Source organism: Chryseobacterium sp. 22543 (assembly GCF_052044565.1).
In the GTDB taxonomy this organism is placed as follows: Bacteria; Bacteroidota; Bacteroidia; order Flavobacteriales; family Weeksellaceae; genus Chryseobacterium.
Map to the genome: position 1 here is coordinate 277,736 of NZ_JBQENH010000004.1, position 18,212 is coordinate 295,947.

18 protein-coding genes are annotated in these 18,212 nt (G+C 35.8%); 6 read left to right on the forward strand and 12 right to left on the reverse strand.

Annotation, left to right across the window (positions count from 1 at the left end):
- Positions 1-10: 10 nt before the first annotated feature.
- On the forward strand, positions 11-430 hold the full coding sequence (locus tag ACTJIP_RS15690) for a DUF6146 family protein (protein WP_077413460.1): 420 nt from the start codon (positions 11-13) through the stop codon (positions 428-430).
- A 71-nt stretch (positions 431-501) separates the two neighbouring features.
- Here ACTJIP_RS15690 and ACTJIP_RS15695 read toward each other — a convergent pair whose 3' ends face one another.
- Both ACTJIP_RS15695 and rho read right to left on the reverse strand, forming a co-directional pair.
- On the reverse strand, positions 502-1,098 hold the full coding sequence (locus ACTJIP_RS15695; RefSeq protein WP_440704824.1) for a superoxide dismutase: 597 nt from the start codon (positions 1,096-1,098) through the stop codon (positions 502-504).
- A gap of 197 nt (positions 1,099-1,295) precedes the next feature.
- Positions 1,296-3,137: a transcription termination factor Rho gene (gene rho / locus ACTJIP_RS15700; RefSeq protein ID WP_440704825.1), complete on the reverse strand. Its 1,842-nt coding sequence runs from the start codon at positions 3,135-3,137 to the stop codon at positions 1,296-1,298.
- Positions 3,138-3,280: 143 nt separating this feature from the next.
- Between rho and ACTJIP_RS15705 the strand changes: the two genes are divergently transcribed.
- The 4 genes from ACTJIP_RS15705 (at position 3,281) to ACTJIP_RS15720 (ending at position 7,198) form a co-directional block, all read left to right on the forward strand.
- Positions 3,281-3,670: a DUF4293 domain-containing protein gene (locus tag ACTJIP_RS15705; RefSeq protein ID WP_077413458.1), complete on the forward strand. Its 390-nt coding sequence runs from the start codon at positions 3,281-3,283 to the stop codon at positions 3,668-3,670.
- 167 nt (positions 3,671-3,837) lie between these two features.
- On the forward strand, positions 3,838-4,758 hold the full coding sequence (locus tag ACTJIP_RS15710) for a M28 family peptidase (protein WP_077413457.1): 921 nt from the start codon (positions 3,838-3,840) through the stop codon (positions 4,756-4,758).
- A 235-nt stretch (positions 4,759-4,993) separates the two neighbouring features.
- The gene (locus ACTJIP_RS15715; protein ID WP_077413456.1) at positions 4,994-6,832 is read left to right on the forward strand and encodes an ABC transporter ATP-binding protein; all 1,839 of its coding nucleotides are present in this window, start codon (positions 4,994-4,996) and stop codon (positions 6,830-6,832) included.
- 18 nt (positions 6,833-6,850) lie between these two features.
- On the forward strand, positions 6,851-7,198 hold the full coding sequence (locus ACTJIP_RS15720; protein ID WP_077413455.1) for a DUF1801 domain-containing protein: 348 nt from the start codon (positions 6,851-6,853) through the stop codon (positions 7,196-7,198).
- A gap of 49 nt (positions 7,199-7,247) precedes the next feature.
- Here ACTJIP_RS15720 and ACTJIP_RS15725 read toward each other — a convergent pair whose 3' ends face one another.
- The 9 genes from ACTJIP_RS15725 to rsfS form a co-directional block, all read right to left on the reverse strand.
- A complete protein-coding gene (locus ACTJIP_RS15725) occupies positions 7,248-9,059 on the reverse strand; it encodes a hypothetical protein (RefSeq protein ID WP_219072063.1) in 1,812 nt (603 codons plus the stop codon).
- Positions 9,060-9,351: 292 nt separating this feature from the next.
- Positions 9,352-9,672 (reverse strand): transposase, encoded by a 321-nt coding sequence (locus ACTJIP_RS15730; RefSeq protein WP_077413453.1) that lies wholly within the window; start codon positions 9,670-9,672, stop codon positions 9,352-9,354.
- Position 9,673: 1 nt separating this feature from the next.
- A complete protein-coding gene (locus ACTJIP_RS15735; protein WP_077413682.1) occupies positions 9,674-10,087 on the reverse strand; it encodes a transposase in 414 nt (137 codons plus the stop codon).
- Positions 10,088-10,185: 98 nt separating this feature from the next.
- Entirely contained in the window at positions 10,186-11,178 is a 993-nt protein-coding gene (locus ACTJIP_RS15740) for a helix-turn-helix transcriptional regulator (protein ID WP_077413452.1), read from the reverse strand.
- A 437-nt stretch (positions 11,179-11,615) separates the two neighbouring features.
- Positions 11,616-12,272, reverse strand: a complete 657-nt coding sequence (locus ACTJIP_RS15745) for a phosphatidylserine decarboxylase family protein (RefSeq protein WP_077413451.1) — start codon at positions 12,270-12,272, stop codon at positions 11,616-11,618.
- Positions 12,273-12,276: 4 nt separating this feature from the next.
- A complete protein-coding gene (locus ACTJIP_RS15750; protein ID WP_180564972.1) occupies positions 12,277-13,149 on the reverse strand; it encodes a phosphatidate cytidylyltransferase in 873 nt (290 codons plus the stop codon).
- Positions 13,150-13,173: 24 nt separating this feature from the next.
- Positions 13,174-13,755 (reverse strand): LUD domain-containing protein, encoded by a 582-nt coding sequence (locus ACTJIP_RS15755; RefSeq protein ID WP_175627176.1) that lies wholly within the window; start codon positions 13,753-13,755, stop codon positions 13,174-13,176.
- A gap of 136 nt (positions 13,756-13,891) precedes the next feature.
- Positions 13,892-15,913, reverse strand: coding sequence for an ATP-dependent zinc metalloprotease FtsH (ftsH, locus tag ACTJIP_RS15760; protein ID WP_047380273.1), 2,022 nt, complete (start codon positions 15,911-15,913; stop codon positions 13,892-13,894).
- Between the two features lie 21 nt (positions 15,914-15,934).
- Positions 15,935-16,300: a ribosome silencing factor gene (gene rsfS, locus ACTJIP_RS15765; protein WP_047380272.1), complete on the reverse strand. Its 366-nt coding sequence runs from the start codon at positions 16,298-16,300 to the stop codon at positions 15,935-15,937.
- Positions 16,301-16,387: 87 nt separating this feature from the next.
- Here rsfS and ACTJIP_RS15770 point away from each other — a divergent pair, with 87 nt between their 5' ends.
- On the forward strand, positions 16,388-17,101 hold the full coding sequence (locus ACTJIP_RS15770) for a biotin--[acetyl-CoA-carboxylase] ligase (protein WP_440704826.1): 714 nt from the start codon (positions 16,388-16,390) through the stop codon (positions 17,099-17,101).
- Here ACTJIP_RS15770 and ACTJIP_RS15775 read toward each other — a convergent pair.
- The gene (locus ACTJIP_RS15775; protein ID WP_047376356.1) at positions 17,095-18,207 is read right to left on the reverse strand and encodes an LptF/LptG family permease; all 1,113 of its coding nucleotides are present in this window, start codon (positions 18,205-18,207) and stop codon (positions 17,095-17,097) included. The two genes, ACTJIP_RS15770 and ACTJIP_RS15775, sit on opposite strands and share 7 nt — an antisense overlap.
- Positions 18,208-18,212 lie beyond the last annotated feature (5 nt).

Sequence of the window (18,212 nt, forward strand, 5' to 3'; positions counted from 1 at the left end):
TACCTTCATCATGAAAAATATTATTTTATTGGTATTGATCGCATTGATACCTTACAGCTGTTTTTCTCAGGAAACACCAAAGAAAGATAAAGAACAACATGAAATGAAGCCTTCTAAAAACGAAGACGGAGAATGGGATCTCACGGTTATTGATACGCAATTTGATTATTTTTTGAACGCTGTTGCCAAGCCCATCAGCCAGTATACAGAATCATATCTGAAGACAAAAAATACATTTCTGGTGAACGAATGGAACAGTTATTATAATTCCGGGAGATACAGAAATATCATAGAATCCGGAATAGATTATGATCCGCAGGAAAAGTACGGGATCAAGTTTGAATATAAGTTATATCAGGTCTTTGTGTATGTAAACTGGAAGTATAAGCTAAGATTGAATGGATTGTCCGGAAGCGATGCCATAAGATAAATTTTAAATACTACTCAATAAAAAAGGTTCAGAACAATTCTGAACCTTTTCATTTTTATAATAGTTGAAAATTATTTATTGAATAATTCTTCTACTTTATCCCAGTTTACTACTTCAAAGAATGCAGAAACATAGTCAGGTCTTCTGTTTTGGTAGTTTAAATAATAAGCGTGCTCCCAAACATCTAATCCTAAAACCGGAGTTCCTTTAACGTCTGCTACAGGCATTAATGGGTTGTCCTGGTTTGGTGTAGAAGAAACAGATACAGAACCGTCAGCATTTTTTACTAACCAAGCCCATCCTGAACCAAATCTTGTTTTAGCAGCATCAGAAAAATCAGTTTTGAATTTTTCAAGACCTCCGTAGTTTTCGATAGCAGCTTTTACATTTCCTACAGGCTCTTTGCTTCCTCCTGGCGTTAAAATTTCCCAGAATAAAGAGTGGTTGAAGTGTCCTCCTCCATTATTTCTTACTGCTGGTTTGTCAGTTCCTGTCTGGCAGATTTCTTCAATAGTTTTTCCTGCTAGTTCAGTTCCTTCAATTGCTTTATTTAAATTGTCAATATATGCCTGGTGGTGTTTTGTATGGTGGATTTCCATAGTTCTTACATCAATAGTTGGCTCTAATGCATCATATGCATATCCTAGTTTTGGTAATTCAAATGACATAATCTTTATTTTTAATGTTATATTCCAAAATTAGCCAATATTTAAGGTATTATCAAGGATTGAAGATTACTTTAATAAATCTTTAACATTGATACATTGATTTAGAATGAATTAAGTTTTAATTTTTTTTATTTACAACCAACAAAAAGCACGAACCAAATGATCCGTGCTTTTCATTTAACAATATTAAATTAAATTTATTTATTCATAGACATCAGGAATTCTTCATTGTTGAGAGTTCCTTTGATGTTCTTATTTACAAATTCCATAGCTTCTACAGGATTCATTTCAGAAAGATATTTTCTGAAGATCCACATTCTCTGAGAAGTCACTTCATCAAGAAGAAGATCATCTCTACGGGTACTGGAAGAAATTAAGTCAATAGCAGGATAAATTCTTCTGTTAGCAATTTTTCTGTCTAGCTGAAGCTCCATGTTACCAGTACCTTTGAATTCTTCAAAGATTACTTCATCCATTTTAGATCCTGTATCAATCAATGCGGTTGCAATGATCGTCAGAGATCCTCCTCCTTCGATTTTTCTTGCTGCTCCAAAGAATCTTTTCGGCTTGTGAAGTGCATTGGCGTCTACCCCACCGGAAAGAACCTTACCTGATGCAGGAGTAACTGTGTTGTATGCTCTTGCCAATCTTGTAATAGAATCCAGTAAGATTACTACATCGTGTCCACACTCAACCATTCTCTGTGCTTTCGCAAGAACAAGGTTAGCTACTTTCACATGTTTTTCAGCTGCTTCGTCAAATGTAGAGGCAATAACTTCTGCATTTACACTTCTTTCCATATCAGTAACCTCTTCCGGACGCTCATCAATCAAAAGAACCATCATGTATACTTCCGGGTGGTTGGCTGCAATAGAATTAGCAATATCTTTAAGCAACATCGTCTTACCTGTTTTAGGCTGTGCAACGATCATTGCTCTCTGACCTTTTCCAATAGGTGCAAATAAATCTACAATTCTGGTAGAAATGGTAGATCCGCTTCCTGCTAAATTGAATTTTTCTTCCGGGAAAAGCGGAGTAAGATATTCAAAAGCAACACGGTCCTTGATAAATGCAAGGTCACGTCCGTTAACTTCTGTAGGTTTTAATAATGAAAAATATTTTTCACCTTCTTTTGGAAGTCTTACAATTCCTTTAACGGTATCTCCGGTTTTTAAACCATAATTTCTGATCTGTGCTGTAGATACATACACATCATCTGGAGAAGAGATATAGCTGAAGTCTGATGAACGTAAAAATCCGTAGTTATCCGGTAAAATTTCCAAAACACCTTCAATGCTTACCAATCCATCGAAATTGAATTCTTTTTTATGGTCGTGCTGCTCCTCTGCCTTTTCAGAATGTCTGTTTTGATTCTGATTTTGGTTTTGATGCTGCTGGTGTTGTTGGTTCTGGTTTTGATTTTTATGTTGGTTTCCACTATTCTGTGGATGGTTGTGTCCTTTTTGAGGTCTGTTAGCCTGTTGTTGAGGATTGTTAGGCTTTTCTTCAGCCTGAGCTGGCTCTTGAGATTCTGTGTTTTTTGGAGCTTCTGTTTTTTCCTGAGATACTTCTGCATTACCTGCATTGGTAGAAACTCTTTTTCTTTTCTTTTTAGCCTGGGCGCTTGCTGCAGATTCCTCTGTTATTGCAGCTACTTCAGCTGTGGGTTCTTCCGGTTTTACTTCTTCAGAAGCGGGTACCTTTTCTTCTACTTTTTCTTCTGCTTTAGGTTCTTCTGCCGGAGCTTTTGTATTTGTGTTTGTATTTGTTTTTGGCTTGGCTGCTGGTTTCTTCGGAACAGCTTTTCTTGCCGGGGCTTTAACAGGTTTATTTGCTGGGGCCTCTTCAGTAGTTACACTGGTGGTTTCTGTGGCGTTGAAATAATCTTTTGCAACTTTAGGGTTAGAAGCCTGAAAGTCAAGAATAGCAAAGATCTTGTCATTTTCATTGCTGGTTCTTGCAACTTTAACGCCCAAATCTTTTAAGATTTTAGTCAGTTCCGTTACGGATTTTGACCTTAACGTTTCTATGTTAAACATATTTATGTAAAAATGTAATTAATTGTGAGTAAGAAAAGTAAGTCCGGTGACTTTGGTTTTCAAGTACATTGTATAATGCAAATCTACACTTATTTTTGAATTGTGCAAAATTTATGTTATTTTTGCCAAGAATTTAATATTCAATGCTACAGAGAATACAAACTATATGGACGTTATTGGCAGTTTTAGCTGCTGTTTTCCTTTTTATAACAGGACAGGATGTTGTCATTTCCGACAGTATTCCTTTACTTAATATGGGCAGTATCGTGCTTGTAATCATTGGAGCATTAAGTATTTTTAGTTTCAAAAACAGAAAAAGACAAATTTTGCTGAATACTATCAGCATCATTATAAACGTTTTGTTGATTGGTGTATTGGCGTACTGGTTACTAAACTTATCCGGAGGAATTCATTTTCCTGAGAAGGGTATTGAGCCGATTTTCCCATTGATTGCGGTAATTTGTCTGCTTATTGCAAACATTTACATCCGTAAAGATGAGAGGCTCGTAAAATCTGTAGACAGACTTCGATAGCCTTACAACGATTTTTTGAGTGAGAACAGCTTCTTTTTAGGAGCTGTTTTTTATTTGCCATATTCCTATTTATACAGTCTGTACCCTCACATCAATTAATTTATGTAAATTCATTGCAACTTTTTGATCAAAAACACGACAGATCATCTAACTTTTAATAAAAGACAATGAAAAAGCTAACATTTCTTACTTTATCACTATTCTCCATACTTACATTTTCTCAGGAGGTTTCCAAAGAAAGGATAAAAACAGTCCTTTCCACTCTCGCTTCGGATGAAATGAAGGGACGTGAAATCGGAACTCAGGAAAATGAAAATGCAGCCAATTATATCGCCAAGCTTTTCAAAGAAAATAATCTGGAATACTGTACCGGAAAATCTTATCTGGTACCGTTTGATTATAATGGGAAAACAGTATATAATGTCTGCGGAATCAAAAAAGGAAAAACAGATCAGTATCTTGGGTTTTCAGGGCACTTTGATCATATTGGAACCAGTGACAAAAGTGGTGATAACATTTATAACGGAGCAGATGATGATGCCAGCGGAATTACTACCCTGGTAGGTATTGCCGATTATTTAAAAAACAAAAAGCCTGAATTCTCAATGGTTTTCATGGCATTCAATGGAGAGGAGAAAGGAATGCTTGGTTCAAGAGCTATTTCAACGGATACAAATCTGGATTACATTTATAATAAGCTGACCGCGCTTTTCAATTTTGAAATGGTAGCTACAGAATCTCAGTGGGGAAAAAATGCATTATATATGACAGGAGACGGATTCTCTGATCTTGATGAACTTTTTAATAAAAATGCAGTAAACGGATTAAAACTCAATGCAGATCCATATGCGAAACAGCAGCTGTTCTACCGCTCAGACAATGTAAGTTTTGTAAAAAAGAAAATCATTGCTCATTCATTCTCTACCGTAGACATGACGAAAGCATCTCATTATCATCACGAAAATGATGACATCAACATCGTAGATTTTGATAATATGACACAGATCATCAATAACTTTGGGAAAACTCTGGATAAATTGAATCCTAAAAATTTTGCTCCAAAGTATAATGACCAGGTGAATTTTTAATTAAATCATTATATCAAAACCGCTGTTTCAGCGGTTTTTTTTATGAAACAGCAAGACCTTCTTATCTTCTATTTTTATGTCATAATCAGGTTTAATTTATTCAAAAAACAAGGCTTAATAACACGGAGTTGTAACAAAAAGACATTTTTTGAAACTTATCCATTAAAGTAAAACAGGATTAAGGACGTCTTATCTTTTAATTTTACGTAATTTTGCTATCCAATTTTTTCATTGAATGAACCAATATATTAAAATACTGAAGTTCGCAAGACCTCACCAAAAATACATCTACGGAAGCTTGTTTTTCAACCTTATGTATTCTGTTTTTCAGATTGCTTCCTTAGGAACTATTCTACCGGTTTTGGGAATGCTTTTCGGAACCATTGAGGCTAAAAAATACACCCACCCGCCTGTTTATTCAGGAGAGATTTTAGATTTTTTCTCTTACGCAAAAGAGTATGCCAATTATTATGTTCAGAGTTTAGTAACTGAGCACGGAGCACTTAATGTTTTGGCCTGGCTTTGTGTGATAACAGCTTTTATGTTTTTACTGAGAAACCTTTTCAGATATTTAGGTTCGTTTTTACTGATCAATTATCGTGTAGGCGTTACTCAGGACCTTCGTGGAGCGATGTACAGAAAGATTCTTTCTTTACCCGTTTCCTTTTTTACAGAAAGCAGAAAAGGAGATCTGATGTCCCGTATGTCAAATGACGTAGGTGAAGTTGAAGGTAATATTTTAGGAAGTTTAGTAGAATTGATCAATGCACCTTTTATGCTGATAAGCACATTGGTGACTCTTTTCTTTTTAAGTACAGAGATGACTCTTTTCTCTCTTCTGGTATTGCCGGTAATGGGAACTATGATTGCTTTAATAGGAAAAAGCCTGAAAAAAGACTCTCATGAAGCCCAAAATGAAATGGGAACTATTTTCTCAATCGTAGATGAAACATTGAAATCTACAAAGGTGATTAAGATTTTCAGTGCAGAAAAAATAATGGACAACCGTTTTATGCAGTCAATGCAGAAATGGATCAACAGCTCTATAAGATTAGGTAGAAAAAAGGAACTTGCATCTCCGATGAGCGAATTTTTAGGTTCGGTTACGTTCTTAATTATCGCTTGGTATGGGGGAAAACAAATCATTGTAGAACAAAGTATTTCCCCTGCAGATTTCTTGGTTTTCCTGGGAATTTTCTTCCAGATTTTACCTCCTGTGAAAAGTTTGTCTCAGTCAATTTCGAATGTACAGAAAGGAGAAGCTTCTCTTGAAAGAGTTTTAGCAATTCTAGATGCTGATGTGAAAATTGATGAAATAGAAAATCCTGTTTCCATCTCAACATTAAATCATTCTATCGAGTTTAATAATATTGGCTTTTTCTACGATAAAGACCATACAATTCTTAAAAACTTCTCACTTTCTATTCCAAAAGGGAAAACAGTAGCTCTTGTAGGGCAAAGTGGAAGTGGTAAAACAACCATTGCCAATCTTTTAGCAAGATTCTATGATGTTTCTGAAGGAGAGATCATGATTGACGGCACCAATATTAAACATTTAAAATTAGATGAATACCGCAAGCTTCTGGGTATGGTAACCCAGGAATCTGTATTATTTAATGATTCCGTTTATAATAATATCCTGATGGGTAAACCTGATGCGACAAGAGAAGAGGTGATTGCTGCCGCAAAAATTGCCAATGCAGATGCATTTATCACAACACTTCCTGAAGGATATGATTCCAATATCGGAGATGATGGCGGTAAGCTTTCCGGAGGTCAAAAGCAAAGAGTTTCTATTGCGAGAGCAGTATTGAAAAACCCTCCAATTATGATTCTGGATGAAGCAACCTCTGCGCTGGACACAGAATCTGAAAGATTTGTACAGGATGCACTGGAGAAAATGATGGAAAACAGAACTTCTCTGGTAATCGCCCACCGTCTTTCAACCATTCAGAAAGCAGACTGGATCGTAGTGATGGAAAAAGGCGATATTGTAGAGCAAGGAACACATCATGACCTGATCGCGAAAAAAGGAATGTATAACAAGCTTGTTGAGCTTCAAAATTTCGACTAATATTTTAATTCAATTAAAATGAACCCTATACAAGAGTATTTCTACAGAATCGAAGAGCCTGAAAGAAGTACTCTTTTATTTTTACGTGATTCTATTTTAGCTTCAGATCCGGAAAATATTACAGAAACATTCAGTTTTGGGCTTCCGTTTATCAAATACAAAAAGAAAATGCTGTGTTATTTTTATTACAGCAAAAAATACAGGAAACATTATATCAGCTTTTACCACGGTGACAAATTGGATTATCCGGAGTTGATTCTGGATGGCAGAAAGAAGTTTAAAATCCTCTTAATTGACACTGAAGAAGATCTCCCGGTAGAATTCATATTAAACCTTACAGAAGAGATTAAAAAGTATATAAAATAAAAAACTCCGGCACGAATCATCGTACCGGAGCCCTCTTTAAAAAACTTTATCATTGTGTGTTTATTCCGCTGAATTCTGCCTGTTTAATTGCCCAGGCAAGAGCATTTGCATAGAATATTGAGTTATATACATTCATTTCATAAGCAGCAACCCCATTTCCATAATTTGGTTTAGCAATTGGCTTATAATTAGTATCTGCATAGAACGGACATATCGTATCTGAGGTATTTGGAGAAGTAACTGATCCACATTGAGAGTTGAATCCACCATCTCCTACCCAGATGAAGTTTAAAGTGTTATGTTTAAATGCAGTTACACGACCTACAGTTCCTGATGGTGAAGCCGTAGAGATGTTCGTATCTCCTGAATATACTGTAATTTCACTTGAAGGAAGTCCTGTTGCATAGGTTGTAGAAGAAGCATCTTCTCCCCATTGCAATCCTCTTATATCTCCAAAAGGACCATTCAAAATTTCATCATTTGTCATGGGCAGTTTATAGATAGCTCCCGCGCTGTTTACACTTCCGGTATTTACTGATCCGTCAAAAATATTTCTGAAAAGATTCTGCATTCCGCTGTTACTTTCAGAATAAGCAACGATGACACCTCCTTTTGCCATATAATTTTTTAGAACCTGTGCATCTGCAGCACTCATTCCCCATGCATATCCTATTACAATTATATCTACAGGATTGGCTCCGGTTGTCCACGTCGTCAGCTGCGCAGTACTCGGGCTGTCTGTACCGTCTATAATCTGATCCCATCCTTCGTATTTTACGATGCTGTTGGCCAATGTTCCAAAATTAGCTGCTGCTTTAGTTACCATCCCTGATGGAGAAGTTCCTGACACATTATATCCACAACCGTTTGCACCAGTTCCGATTGTTAAAAGTTTTTTCTTTGGAACAACTACGATCACATTTACTGTACATGTCGTTGAAACTCCACCTTGGCTGTCCGAAGTAATTGTTATCGTTTTTACAGTCGTGGAAGAAGGTGATCCTGTACCCTGCAGCGTAATATTCTGATTTCCTGTTGCAGTAAATACTCCTGAACCACTGAAAGAAATTCCGTCAACCGTATTGGTTGTAATAGTGTAACTGCCCAATGTCGCAACATTCACAGGCAATGTAATCGTATTGGAGGCTGCAAGAGCTGTTCCTACTTTATACACCCCATTTACTGTTGCACTTCCACAGCTCATGGCATATGTTCCTGCAGGGCTTAGTACCGTAATAGAGATCGCAGGAGTACAGGTAACAGCTGTTCCGTTTGCTTCCAGTGACACGTTATCTGTCTGGATATTCTGAGGAGTTCCCTGCCCCGGAATCTGTATCGTTTGTGTTCCTGTATTTAGAAATACTCCGGTTCCGTAAAAATTGTATCCATTGGTAGTCGTTCCGGAAATGGTATAATTACCCGGTTTTGTTACATTCACAGCAATACTCAGATAATTGGAACTAGTAAGTTCTTTTCCTTTTACATAGCTTCCCATTGCTTTGGAAGTGGAACAGTCTATAGTAAAAACAGATTTACCCATCTGTCCGCAGACACTTTTCCATTCATTATCTGCAAGACTCCAATAATTGAAACAATCTTCTGTGGTATTGTAAATCGTCAAACCATCATCTTTGGACTGATTGATTGTAATAGCATTTCGCTGCGCCTCAGTTAATCTGGGAATAAGGATTCCTTTATTGTTATTTCCTGAGATGACATCCAAAACGGAATTAGCATTAGGGGTAGTGGTATTAATCCCTACCGCTCCATTATTGGCCTGAGAATAAAATTTTCCAAAGGCAAATAGCAGTGCTATCAGCAAGACTTTGATTGGGGGAATTGTAAATTTTGTTTCCATCATTTTTAAGTTATAATTGTTTAATGAGTAAAATTTTTAACTAAGTCATTTATTTAACCGTCACAAAATTATCACCCACAGACAATTACATATTATTTTTCCCTACGCAATACTACTCACGCGTAGTAAAACTCACAAAACCACAGCAAATTATGATAACATATAAGCACAACCAAAAAGTTTAGTTATTTAATTCAATAATAAATTCAAAAAAATACAGGAAACCAAAACATAAAAACCATTATCATTTATTTATAAAAAAAATAATTCAATTAAAACAAATGAAACATCAATATTATATTTTAAAAACCATTTTCCATTTGGCAATTGTATTTCTGCTTATTTTAAAATGACAGCCAAGCTGAAAATTGCTCAATCCGTTTTTTTCCTGATATCTGAGAATTTCCAAAATAGATTCTTCATCATAAGAACGAAGTCTTTGATTATTGAACTCAACTGCATATTCCGGTTCACCAAAAATCAATTGATTAAACTTTAGAATATCAATCGCTGAATGTAATCTTTCCAGCTTATTTTGAATGGTTATATCTATTAATTTTTCCGGAAACTTTTCCTTGAGAATATCAGTATAGATCTGCTTGTAATCAGGTATCATATTATAGTTTTTTCATCCATTTGTACAGGGTTGTTTTAGGAATCTTATATCTTTCAACAACATCATGGGCGGTCATTGCTCCCATTTCTATTTTTTCAAGTATAAAATTCTTTACCTCCTGGGTATAAATACTTTTCCTGAAAACTATGGTACTCCCCTTTTCTTTGAATACATGATCAATTCTTGACTGCGGAGAATACAAAATCAGATGGCCGGTATAAAATCTAAAGAAATCAAATTTTAAAAGCTTACACCATTTCATCAGCATATCCGTATCAATACTTTTTGCCTGATACATCATTTCTACATGATCTTCCGGTTCGTTCAAAAATCTGGAGATTCTTTCTATTGAAATCTGATGCTCTTCTACTTTGGTTCGGATCAGGCTCCCAATATGAATGTTCTTAATATTCATCACAATGTTTTTAAAGTAAAAATATTGACAAGAAAAATAAAAAACATCATCAACCGGCACGCAACACTACGTATAAGTAACAAAAATCGGAATTTTGTTTATATTTTAATCAAAAAGCTATTGACATTGATCTCAGAGGAGATATTCAGTTTCTTCCGGATCCTGTATTTTTTACTTTCTACAGCACGAATACTGTTGTTGGTACACTGTGCAATCTTCTTGGTATCAAAATCAAGCTTCATCAAAGCACAGAAATAGAGTTCAGAATGAATCAGATTAGGATTTATTTTTAAAATATCAGGAATAAAATGAGGGAAAAACACTTGGAATTTCTCAAAAAACATGGGTGAATTATTTTCTGCCAAATTTAAAATCTCCAGGATATTTTCTTCCGAAAGATGATTGATCAACATCTGATGCTTCATCAGTTCTGCATTTGTTTTTACCAGATCCTTGATTGTGGAATCTTTCTCTTTTTTATCGGTAATCAAACCATTAATCAGCGCATCTTTCTGGGTAATAAAAACAATATCCATCAGAAAAGAGGCAATAGAAAATAAAATATTAAGCAGCTTTATTGTTTTAAAATCTTCGGTTTCTATAAATCGGCTTTTTGGCAGGAAATCAAAATCAAAGTAAAGGCATACAATAAAGTTGATACAGATCATGAACGTAATAAAAAAGATAGATAAAGCATCTTTTTTATAATTCAAAAAGAAGGGAACGGCAAACAAAAGACAAAAATAGAAATACTCAACTCCAGCATTTTTGAAAGTATACACATTAAAAAAACTCACTATAAAAGTTAGTAAGACAAATGTAAAAATGATGGAAGTTTTCAGTACGCTCCTGAATCGCCTCGTTTTCCCTTTTATTGCCATTAAAAACAGCCAGAAAAAGGTAATAACGGTAAGAAATATTGAAATCAACATATCCCCGAAAAAAGTAATAATAAAAATGGAGTAAAACAGAAATATGAAGAACAATAAAAGCAGATATCGGTTGATAAGATTTAGATAATTGCTATCAAAATCATCATTTATTTTCTCAGCTTCATCGTTGATCATCTTAAAGAAAAACTTATAAATCATCGTGTTGTTTTTATGTTTTCACAAGCTCAAGTTGGCATTCGTACTACTGAAAGCATAAATTTTCCAATATTAATAGCTTTTAAGCAACATAAAAACTCACAAAACAAAATATCTGTTTGCAATTTTCAGTGATAAAAGAATATGATTTGTGTTTTCCCTGTTCTAATTTACTAAAAATTCAAATTAAATTATTTAACCAATGACAAAAAAAAATTAATGGTAAGACCATAAAACATATTCAGTTATCCATTTTATGGCTTAAAATAGTGAATAACTTGTGTTTTTGTAGCTGCAAAATTATTCATCTTAATGAAAAAGATTTAATCCCTGAATACGCAATATTACGCATGCGTAGTTAAACTCAAATAATCATTTTTTCAAATAAAAAAGAGAGCTGCAAAGGCTCTCTTTTGTTTTTTTATATACAATACGTATTCTTAATTTTCTTTCAGCTTGGCAATCACATCCAAACCTCCTTTTGTAATATCTCCGATCTTACAGATAATCTCAGTATCCAAAGGCAGGAATACATCCATTCTGGATCCGAATTTAATAAATCCGAACTCATGCCCGGCTTTTGCTTTATCGCCTTCATTACAGTAGAAAACAATCCTTCTAGCTACATACCCGGCAATTTGTCTGAAGACAACTTTATGATTGGTCATAGTTTGTACGGCCATAGTAGTTCTTTCGTTCTCTGTAGAAGACTTTTCATGCCATGCTACCAGATATTTTCCCGGGTGGTACTTTTTGTAAATCACTTCACCCGAAACCGGATATCTACAGATGTGAACATTCAGCGGGGACATAAAAATAGAAACCTGAATGGCTTTTCCTTTTATAAATTCATCCTCATCCACTTCTTTGATCATTACCACTTTTCCGTCCACCGGAGCTATCACGTTTTCTTTGTGATCAAGGATATTACGATCCGGAACTCTGAAAAACCAGAAAACTAAACTGTAAATAACCAACAAAGGCATAATGATCAGCAGGGACCATATTTTAAGGAAATAAATTGCTAATACGCCCAAAATGATAAAAAGTATGGTCGCAACGGTAATTGTTCCTTTTGATTCTCTATGTAATTTCATGAGACTAAATAAATTTTTCTAAAATAAAGTACAAATATACGACAGGAACGCAGATAATAAAACTATCTAATCTATCTAAAACTCCTCCATGTCCTGGAATGATGTTTCCACTGTCTTTCACACCGAAATTTCTTTTCAATTGGCTTTCTACCAGATCCCCTAGCGGAGCAAAGGCGGCAACCAAAAATCCTACGATCATCCAGTTCCCTCTAAGTTCAGGCTGATAATGTTCAATAAAGTAAGATAAAACCAATGTTAACACTACGCCACCTGCATATCCCTCCCATGTTTTCTTAGGGGAAATTTTAGGTGCCATTTTATGTTTACCGAAGAACTTCCCTACCAGATAGGCAAAGGTGTCACTACTCCAGATGAGAACAAATAAGAACAGGATCTCCAAAGAGAAAGCATCACTATAGCTGGAGAACTTTGGCAGTCCCAATGCAAAACTGAATGGGAGCGCTACGTAGATAACAGTAAAAATAAGTTTCCCGCTGTCGAAGTATAATTCGCTGGGAAATTTGAATAAAGTAACCACAGCAATCCCAATAAGCGCCAGTGCCAGTATTTCACTGAGCCTGAAATCAAAAAAGAAATCGTGGTTGAAATATCTTTTGGAAAAAATATAGAATATAAAAATGACTAATGGATATACCACCCATTTTTCATATCCGTTTCCAAATTTCATGATTTTAACACATTCCCACGTCCCCACCATCAGCAGCAGACTCATTAAGCCATAAAAAAGATACTGTTGTTTGATAAGACCAGGAGCAATGCTGTTCAGCAATTGCGCTCCCAGCGGAGTCGAACAAAGTATAATAACGGCTACATAGACTATACCTGATACGGTTCTTTGAATGAGATTTTTGTCCAAAATTTAAAATTTAGAAGTGGTTGCTTAATCTTCAAGCAGCAATAAAAACAGCTTTGTATTGGAATTGGAAGAACTGTCCATTTTAGACTGGCTTCCGCTGATGGAAGTAAGGTTCTTGATATTTCCGTTTCTTTTTATTTTCCCCATAGCATCATTCAGGTTGTTTACAATCTGAGAAACATTGGCAATGATGATAATTCTATCGGGAAGTCTTGAAGAATGATAATGAAGAATATTATTATGCGAAAGCATGATCCTGCCATCATAGGCGATCAGGTATTCACATGTGATGAATGCAGCATCATTAGACGGCTGCAGTTCTGAAGTGTAGGCAGACCTCACAACGTTCAAAAAGTTCTGAAGTTCTTTATCCCAACAGAAAAGGTTGTGGATACCTTCTATTTTGATAATTTGATTTAAAGTTTGTAGAGCCTCCGCTTCATCTGCACAATAATTAAAAAATCCCCCCGAATGCGTAAATAATTGCGCAAACTTATAGTCAAGATCCGCATTTTTCAGCGAATCCCCAAGTTTCTCCAGGCTCTGTTTGTCCTCTTCTTCAGGCTGGTTGGTAAGTTTGCTTACAATCCTCTTGAATAAATTCAACTTAATCTATTTTTAGTCAACTTTATACAAAAATAGAAAATAAATTACAATAGTGTCCAAAATATCTCCTTAAATATGAAAAAACCTGACAATTCTCGAGGTTGTCAGGTCTTTGTAATATTTATTTTTAAGAGTCTTAAAGCTGTGTTGGGCTTTCTGGAGCCTGTATTTCGCTTTCTTCTTCTTTTTCTTTGATCTGAGGTGTTTCCACTACTACCGGCTGATCTTTTTCAGGAATAGTATTGGTAACAGGTTTCTCTGTCAATTCAGGATCCCATGCTCTTTTTCCGAAGATATCTTCTAAGTCTTCACGGAAGATCACTTCTTTTTCTAACAATTTATTTGCCAGAGCATCCAGTTTATCTTTATTTTCCTCAAGAATTCTTACTGCTCTTTCGTACTGATTTTCGATAATCAATTTGATCTCTGCATCAATTTTGGTAGCTGTTTCTTCAGAATAAGGCTTTCCGAATGAGTATTCAGACTGTCCTGAACTGTCATAATAAGAAATATTACCAATGTTCGGGCTTAATCCATAGATTGTCACCATTGCCTGAGCTCTCTTCGTTACTGTTTCCAGATCAGAAAGTGCTCCTGTAGAGATATTATTGAAGATCACCTGCTCTGCAGCTCTACCTCCCAATGTTGCACACATTTCGTCCAACATCTGCTCAGTAGTGGTAAGCTGTCTTTCTTCCGGAAGATACCATGCTGCCCCTAAAGAACGACCTCTTGGAACAATCGTTACTTTTAAAAGTGGTGATGCATGTTCTACCAACCAGGAGATTGTAGCGTGACCTGCTTCATGATAAGCAACTCTTCTCTTTTCAGATGGCTTGATGGCCATATTTTTCTTCTCAAGTCCACCGATAATTCTGTCTACCGCATCCAGGAAGTCCTGTTTTGTAACAGAAGTATGGTTATATCTTGCTGCGATTAATGCTGCTTCATTACAAACATTAGCAATATCTGCCCCACTGAATCCAGGAGTTTGTTTTGCTAAGAAATCTCTATCTACATTATCATCAAGCTTGATTTTTTTCAAGTGAACATCGAAAATCTGTCTTCTTTCGTGAAGTTCCGGAAGATCTACATAGATAGAACGGTCAAAACGACCTGCTCTCATTAATGCTTTATCAAGAATATCCGCTCTGTTGGTAGCCGCCATTACAATAACATTGACATCTGTTCCGAAACCGTCCATTTCGGTAAGAAGCTGGTTCAATGTATTTTCTCTTTCATCGTTTCCGCCAGAGAAGTTATTTTTTCCTCTTGCACGTCCGATAGCATCAATCTCGTCAATAAAGATGATCGCCGGAGATTTTGCTTTAGCCTGAGCAAAAAGGTCTCTTACTCTGGAAGCTCCTACCCCAACAAACATTTCAACGAAGTCTGAACCAGAAAGTGAGAAGAACGGAACTTTAGCTTCACCTGCAACGGCTTTTGCCAATAATGTTTTACCGGTTCCCGGAGGGCCTACTAAAAGGACTCCTTTAGGAATTTTACCTCCCAGTTTTGTATATTTTTCAGAGTTCTTCAAGAAATCTACAACTTCCTGAACTTCTTCTTTAGCTCCTTCCAATCCTGCAACATCTTTAAATGTTACCTGAATTCTTTCTTTTTCGTCGAAAAGCTTCGCTTTAGATTTACCGATAGAGAAGATTTGTCCGCCAGGACCTCCACCTCCGCCCATCTTTCTGAAAAGAAGGAAGTAGAATAAACCCAGAATGGAAATCCAAACCAGCGCAGGAACTAAAATATCCATTAGTGCGCTTTTCCCTGTTCCGTAATCTTTAGTTGTTTTAATAACCGGATTGCTGGCTTTGACCTGTTCAAATTTCTGAAGGAAAAGTTGAAGGTCTCCGTATTTTACAGAAAAATCTGCTTTAGGAGCCATTTCGAAGGCAGAAAGAGGGTTGTTTTCTTTACCAGCTTTGGAAACCATTGCTGATTTTGCTTCTTTTGTTAGGAAAACATCAGCTTTCTCTATGTCTTTGTATATAATTATATTCTGAACTTTCCCTGCCTGCATTTCTCTAAAGAAACCATCTTCATCAATAGATTTTGCTGCATCACCTCCAAGGAAATTGGAGCCAAAAAATAGCAAAAGAGCTATGATTGCAATTGGAAAGAACCAGTTGAATCCTTTATTATTCATTTAGACTTTTTAAAATTTTTATTATTCATTTTCAATTTTGGTAATGACTGCGTCACCCCAAAGCTCTTCTATATCGTAGTACTCACGTACATCTTTTTGGAATATATGAACCACCACTGAAACGTAATCTACCAATACCCACATTGCATTTTCAGTACCTTCTACGTGCCAAGGTCTGTCCTGCAGTTCGTTTCTTACTTTCTTCTCAACACTTCCTGCCAATGCAGCCACCTGTGTATTTGAGTTTCCACTACATATCACGAACGTTTCTGCTACGGAGTTTTCGATGTTGGAAAGATCGAAGATCATAATATCTTCTCCTTTTACATCCTGGATAGCTTCAACGATTTTATCTATTAACGCTTGTTTTTCTGCTGTTTTATTCATTAAAAAATTACTATAATCTGCAAATTTATTGTTTTTTCTTTACTTTAACCTTACTTTTACCCTCTTAATGTCTTAAAGTTTTCTTAAATGAGCCAACTCTTCTATCTGAAAGAATGTTCTTCTACTAATGACGAAATAGCAAAGTTTTTACTTTACGGAGATTCAAATTTTATAGGGCTTCATACTTTTAATCAAACTAAAGGCCGTGGTCAGTATGGAAATGTTTGGACTCAGACTGCCGGAAAAAACCTGGCTTATACGCTGGCAGTGAATACTCAGAACATCCTTTGCTCCGACTTTATGTTCAATTATTATACCGCAATGATTATCCGGGATTTCCTTGCCAAATTGTCTGACTCTGAGGTAAAAATCAAATGGCCGAATGATATTATCCTTAAAGGTAAAAAAATCGTTGGAATTTTAATAGAAAAGAAAAAAATTAATCAAAATAATTATTTCATCATCGGAGCAGGAATTAATATCCTTCAGGACAAATTTGATGAAATATCCAATGCAGGATCCCTCCTGACACAGACAGGCATGCAATTTGACCTGGAAGAAGTTTCATTAAATCTTCATGAATATTTGTCTGAGAAACTGAAAAACATTCCTTCCGATCAGGAAATTCTGGATGGATTCAATGCAAACCTTTTCAGAAAAGACCTGATCTCTGTCTTTGAAATTGAAAAAGAGCGACAAAATGGCATCATCCGAAATGCAGACGAAAAGGGTGAACTCTGGATTGAACTGGAAGACGAAATACGTTCCTTTTATCACAAGGAAATAAAACTACTTTACTGATTGGCTCTTTTGATATACAGATAAAGGGTAAGCGGCAAAAACACCATATTAGGCAGCCACATTGCTACAGCTGGAGACAAACTTTTATTTTCAGAAACCACTTTCAGGGCTTCAAATGAAAACACAAAAATAAAGGCCAATGAGATCCCTATTGCCAGGTTAATCCCCAATCCTCCTCTTTTCTTTTGTGAAGACAGGGAAAGTGCCAGGAATGTCAGAATAATAATAGAAACAGGCATTGATGTTCTTTGATGAAGCTCATTCAGATAAGAATTCAGGTTACTGTTTCCTCTTGCCTTTTCTCTTTCAATAAACTTTAAAAGTTCCGGAGTGGTTTTATTTTGTCCCAAAAGCTCGTTAGGGAAAAGCTCTTCCGGTGAGTGACCGTAGTTTTTCCTTAATTCTATCCCGTTGCCGAGTTTTTCGGTATTGTCTTTATTGATTGTTTTTTCCAGATAATTATTTAAAACAAACTGCTTTTTGGCTTTATCCCAATACACTTCGCTTGCTTTAAGCTCGTAAGTCATTTTTCTGTCTTTATCATATTTCTGATAGACAAAACTAGAACCTCTTTTTTCTCTTTTGTTCCAGGAATCAACAAAAATATATTCTGTTTTGCTCAGCTGTGAAGAGGCTGGAGCAGTTCCTAAAATCTTTTCTTTATTGGCCGCATTATAGGTATACGCTTCCAGTTCATTTTTCTTGATATTGGCCCATGGAAGAACCATATGGTATACCACAAGGGCAATCAATCCAATAAAAATGGAAGTTACCAGATAAGGTTTGGAAAACCTGTGAAAACTGGCCCCACTACTAATAATAGCAACAATTTCAGTATTATTCGCCATCCTGGAGGTAAAATAAATCACCGAAATAAACACCAGAATGGAAAGGAAGGTAACCACAAGATTGATAATCCAGAAGGGATAAAAGTGGATAAGAAAATAGGTCAGATCCAGTTTCGGATCAATGGCCTTGGCATTTTCTATTCTTGGAATCTTCTGCTGAACATCAATTACCAATACGACTATAGACAATAATACCAACATGAAACTAAAAGTTCCAAGGTATTTTTTAATGATATATCTGTCTACAATTTTAAGCATATTCT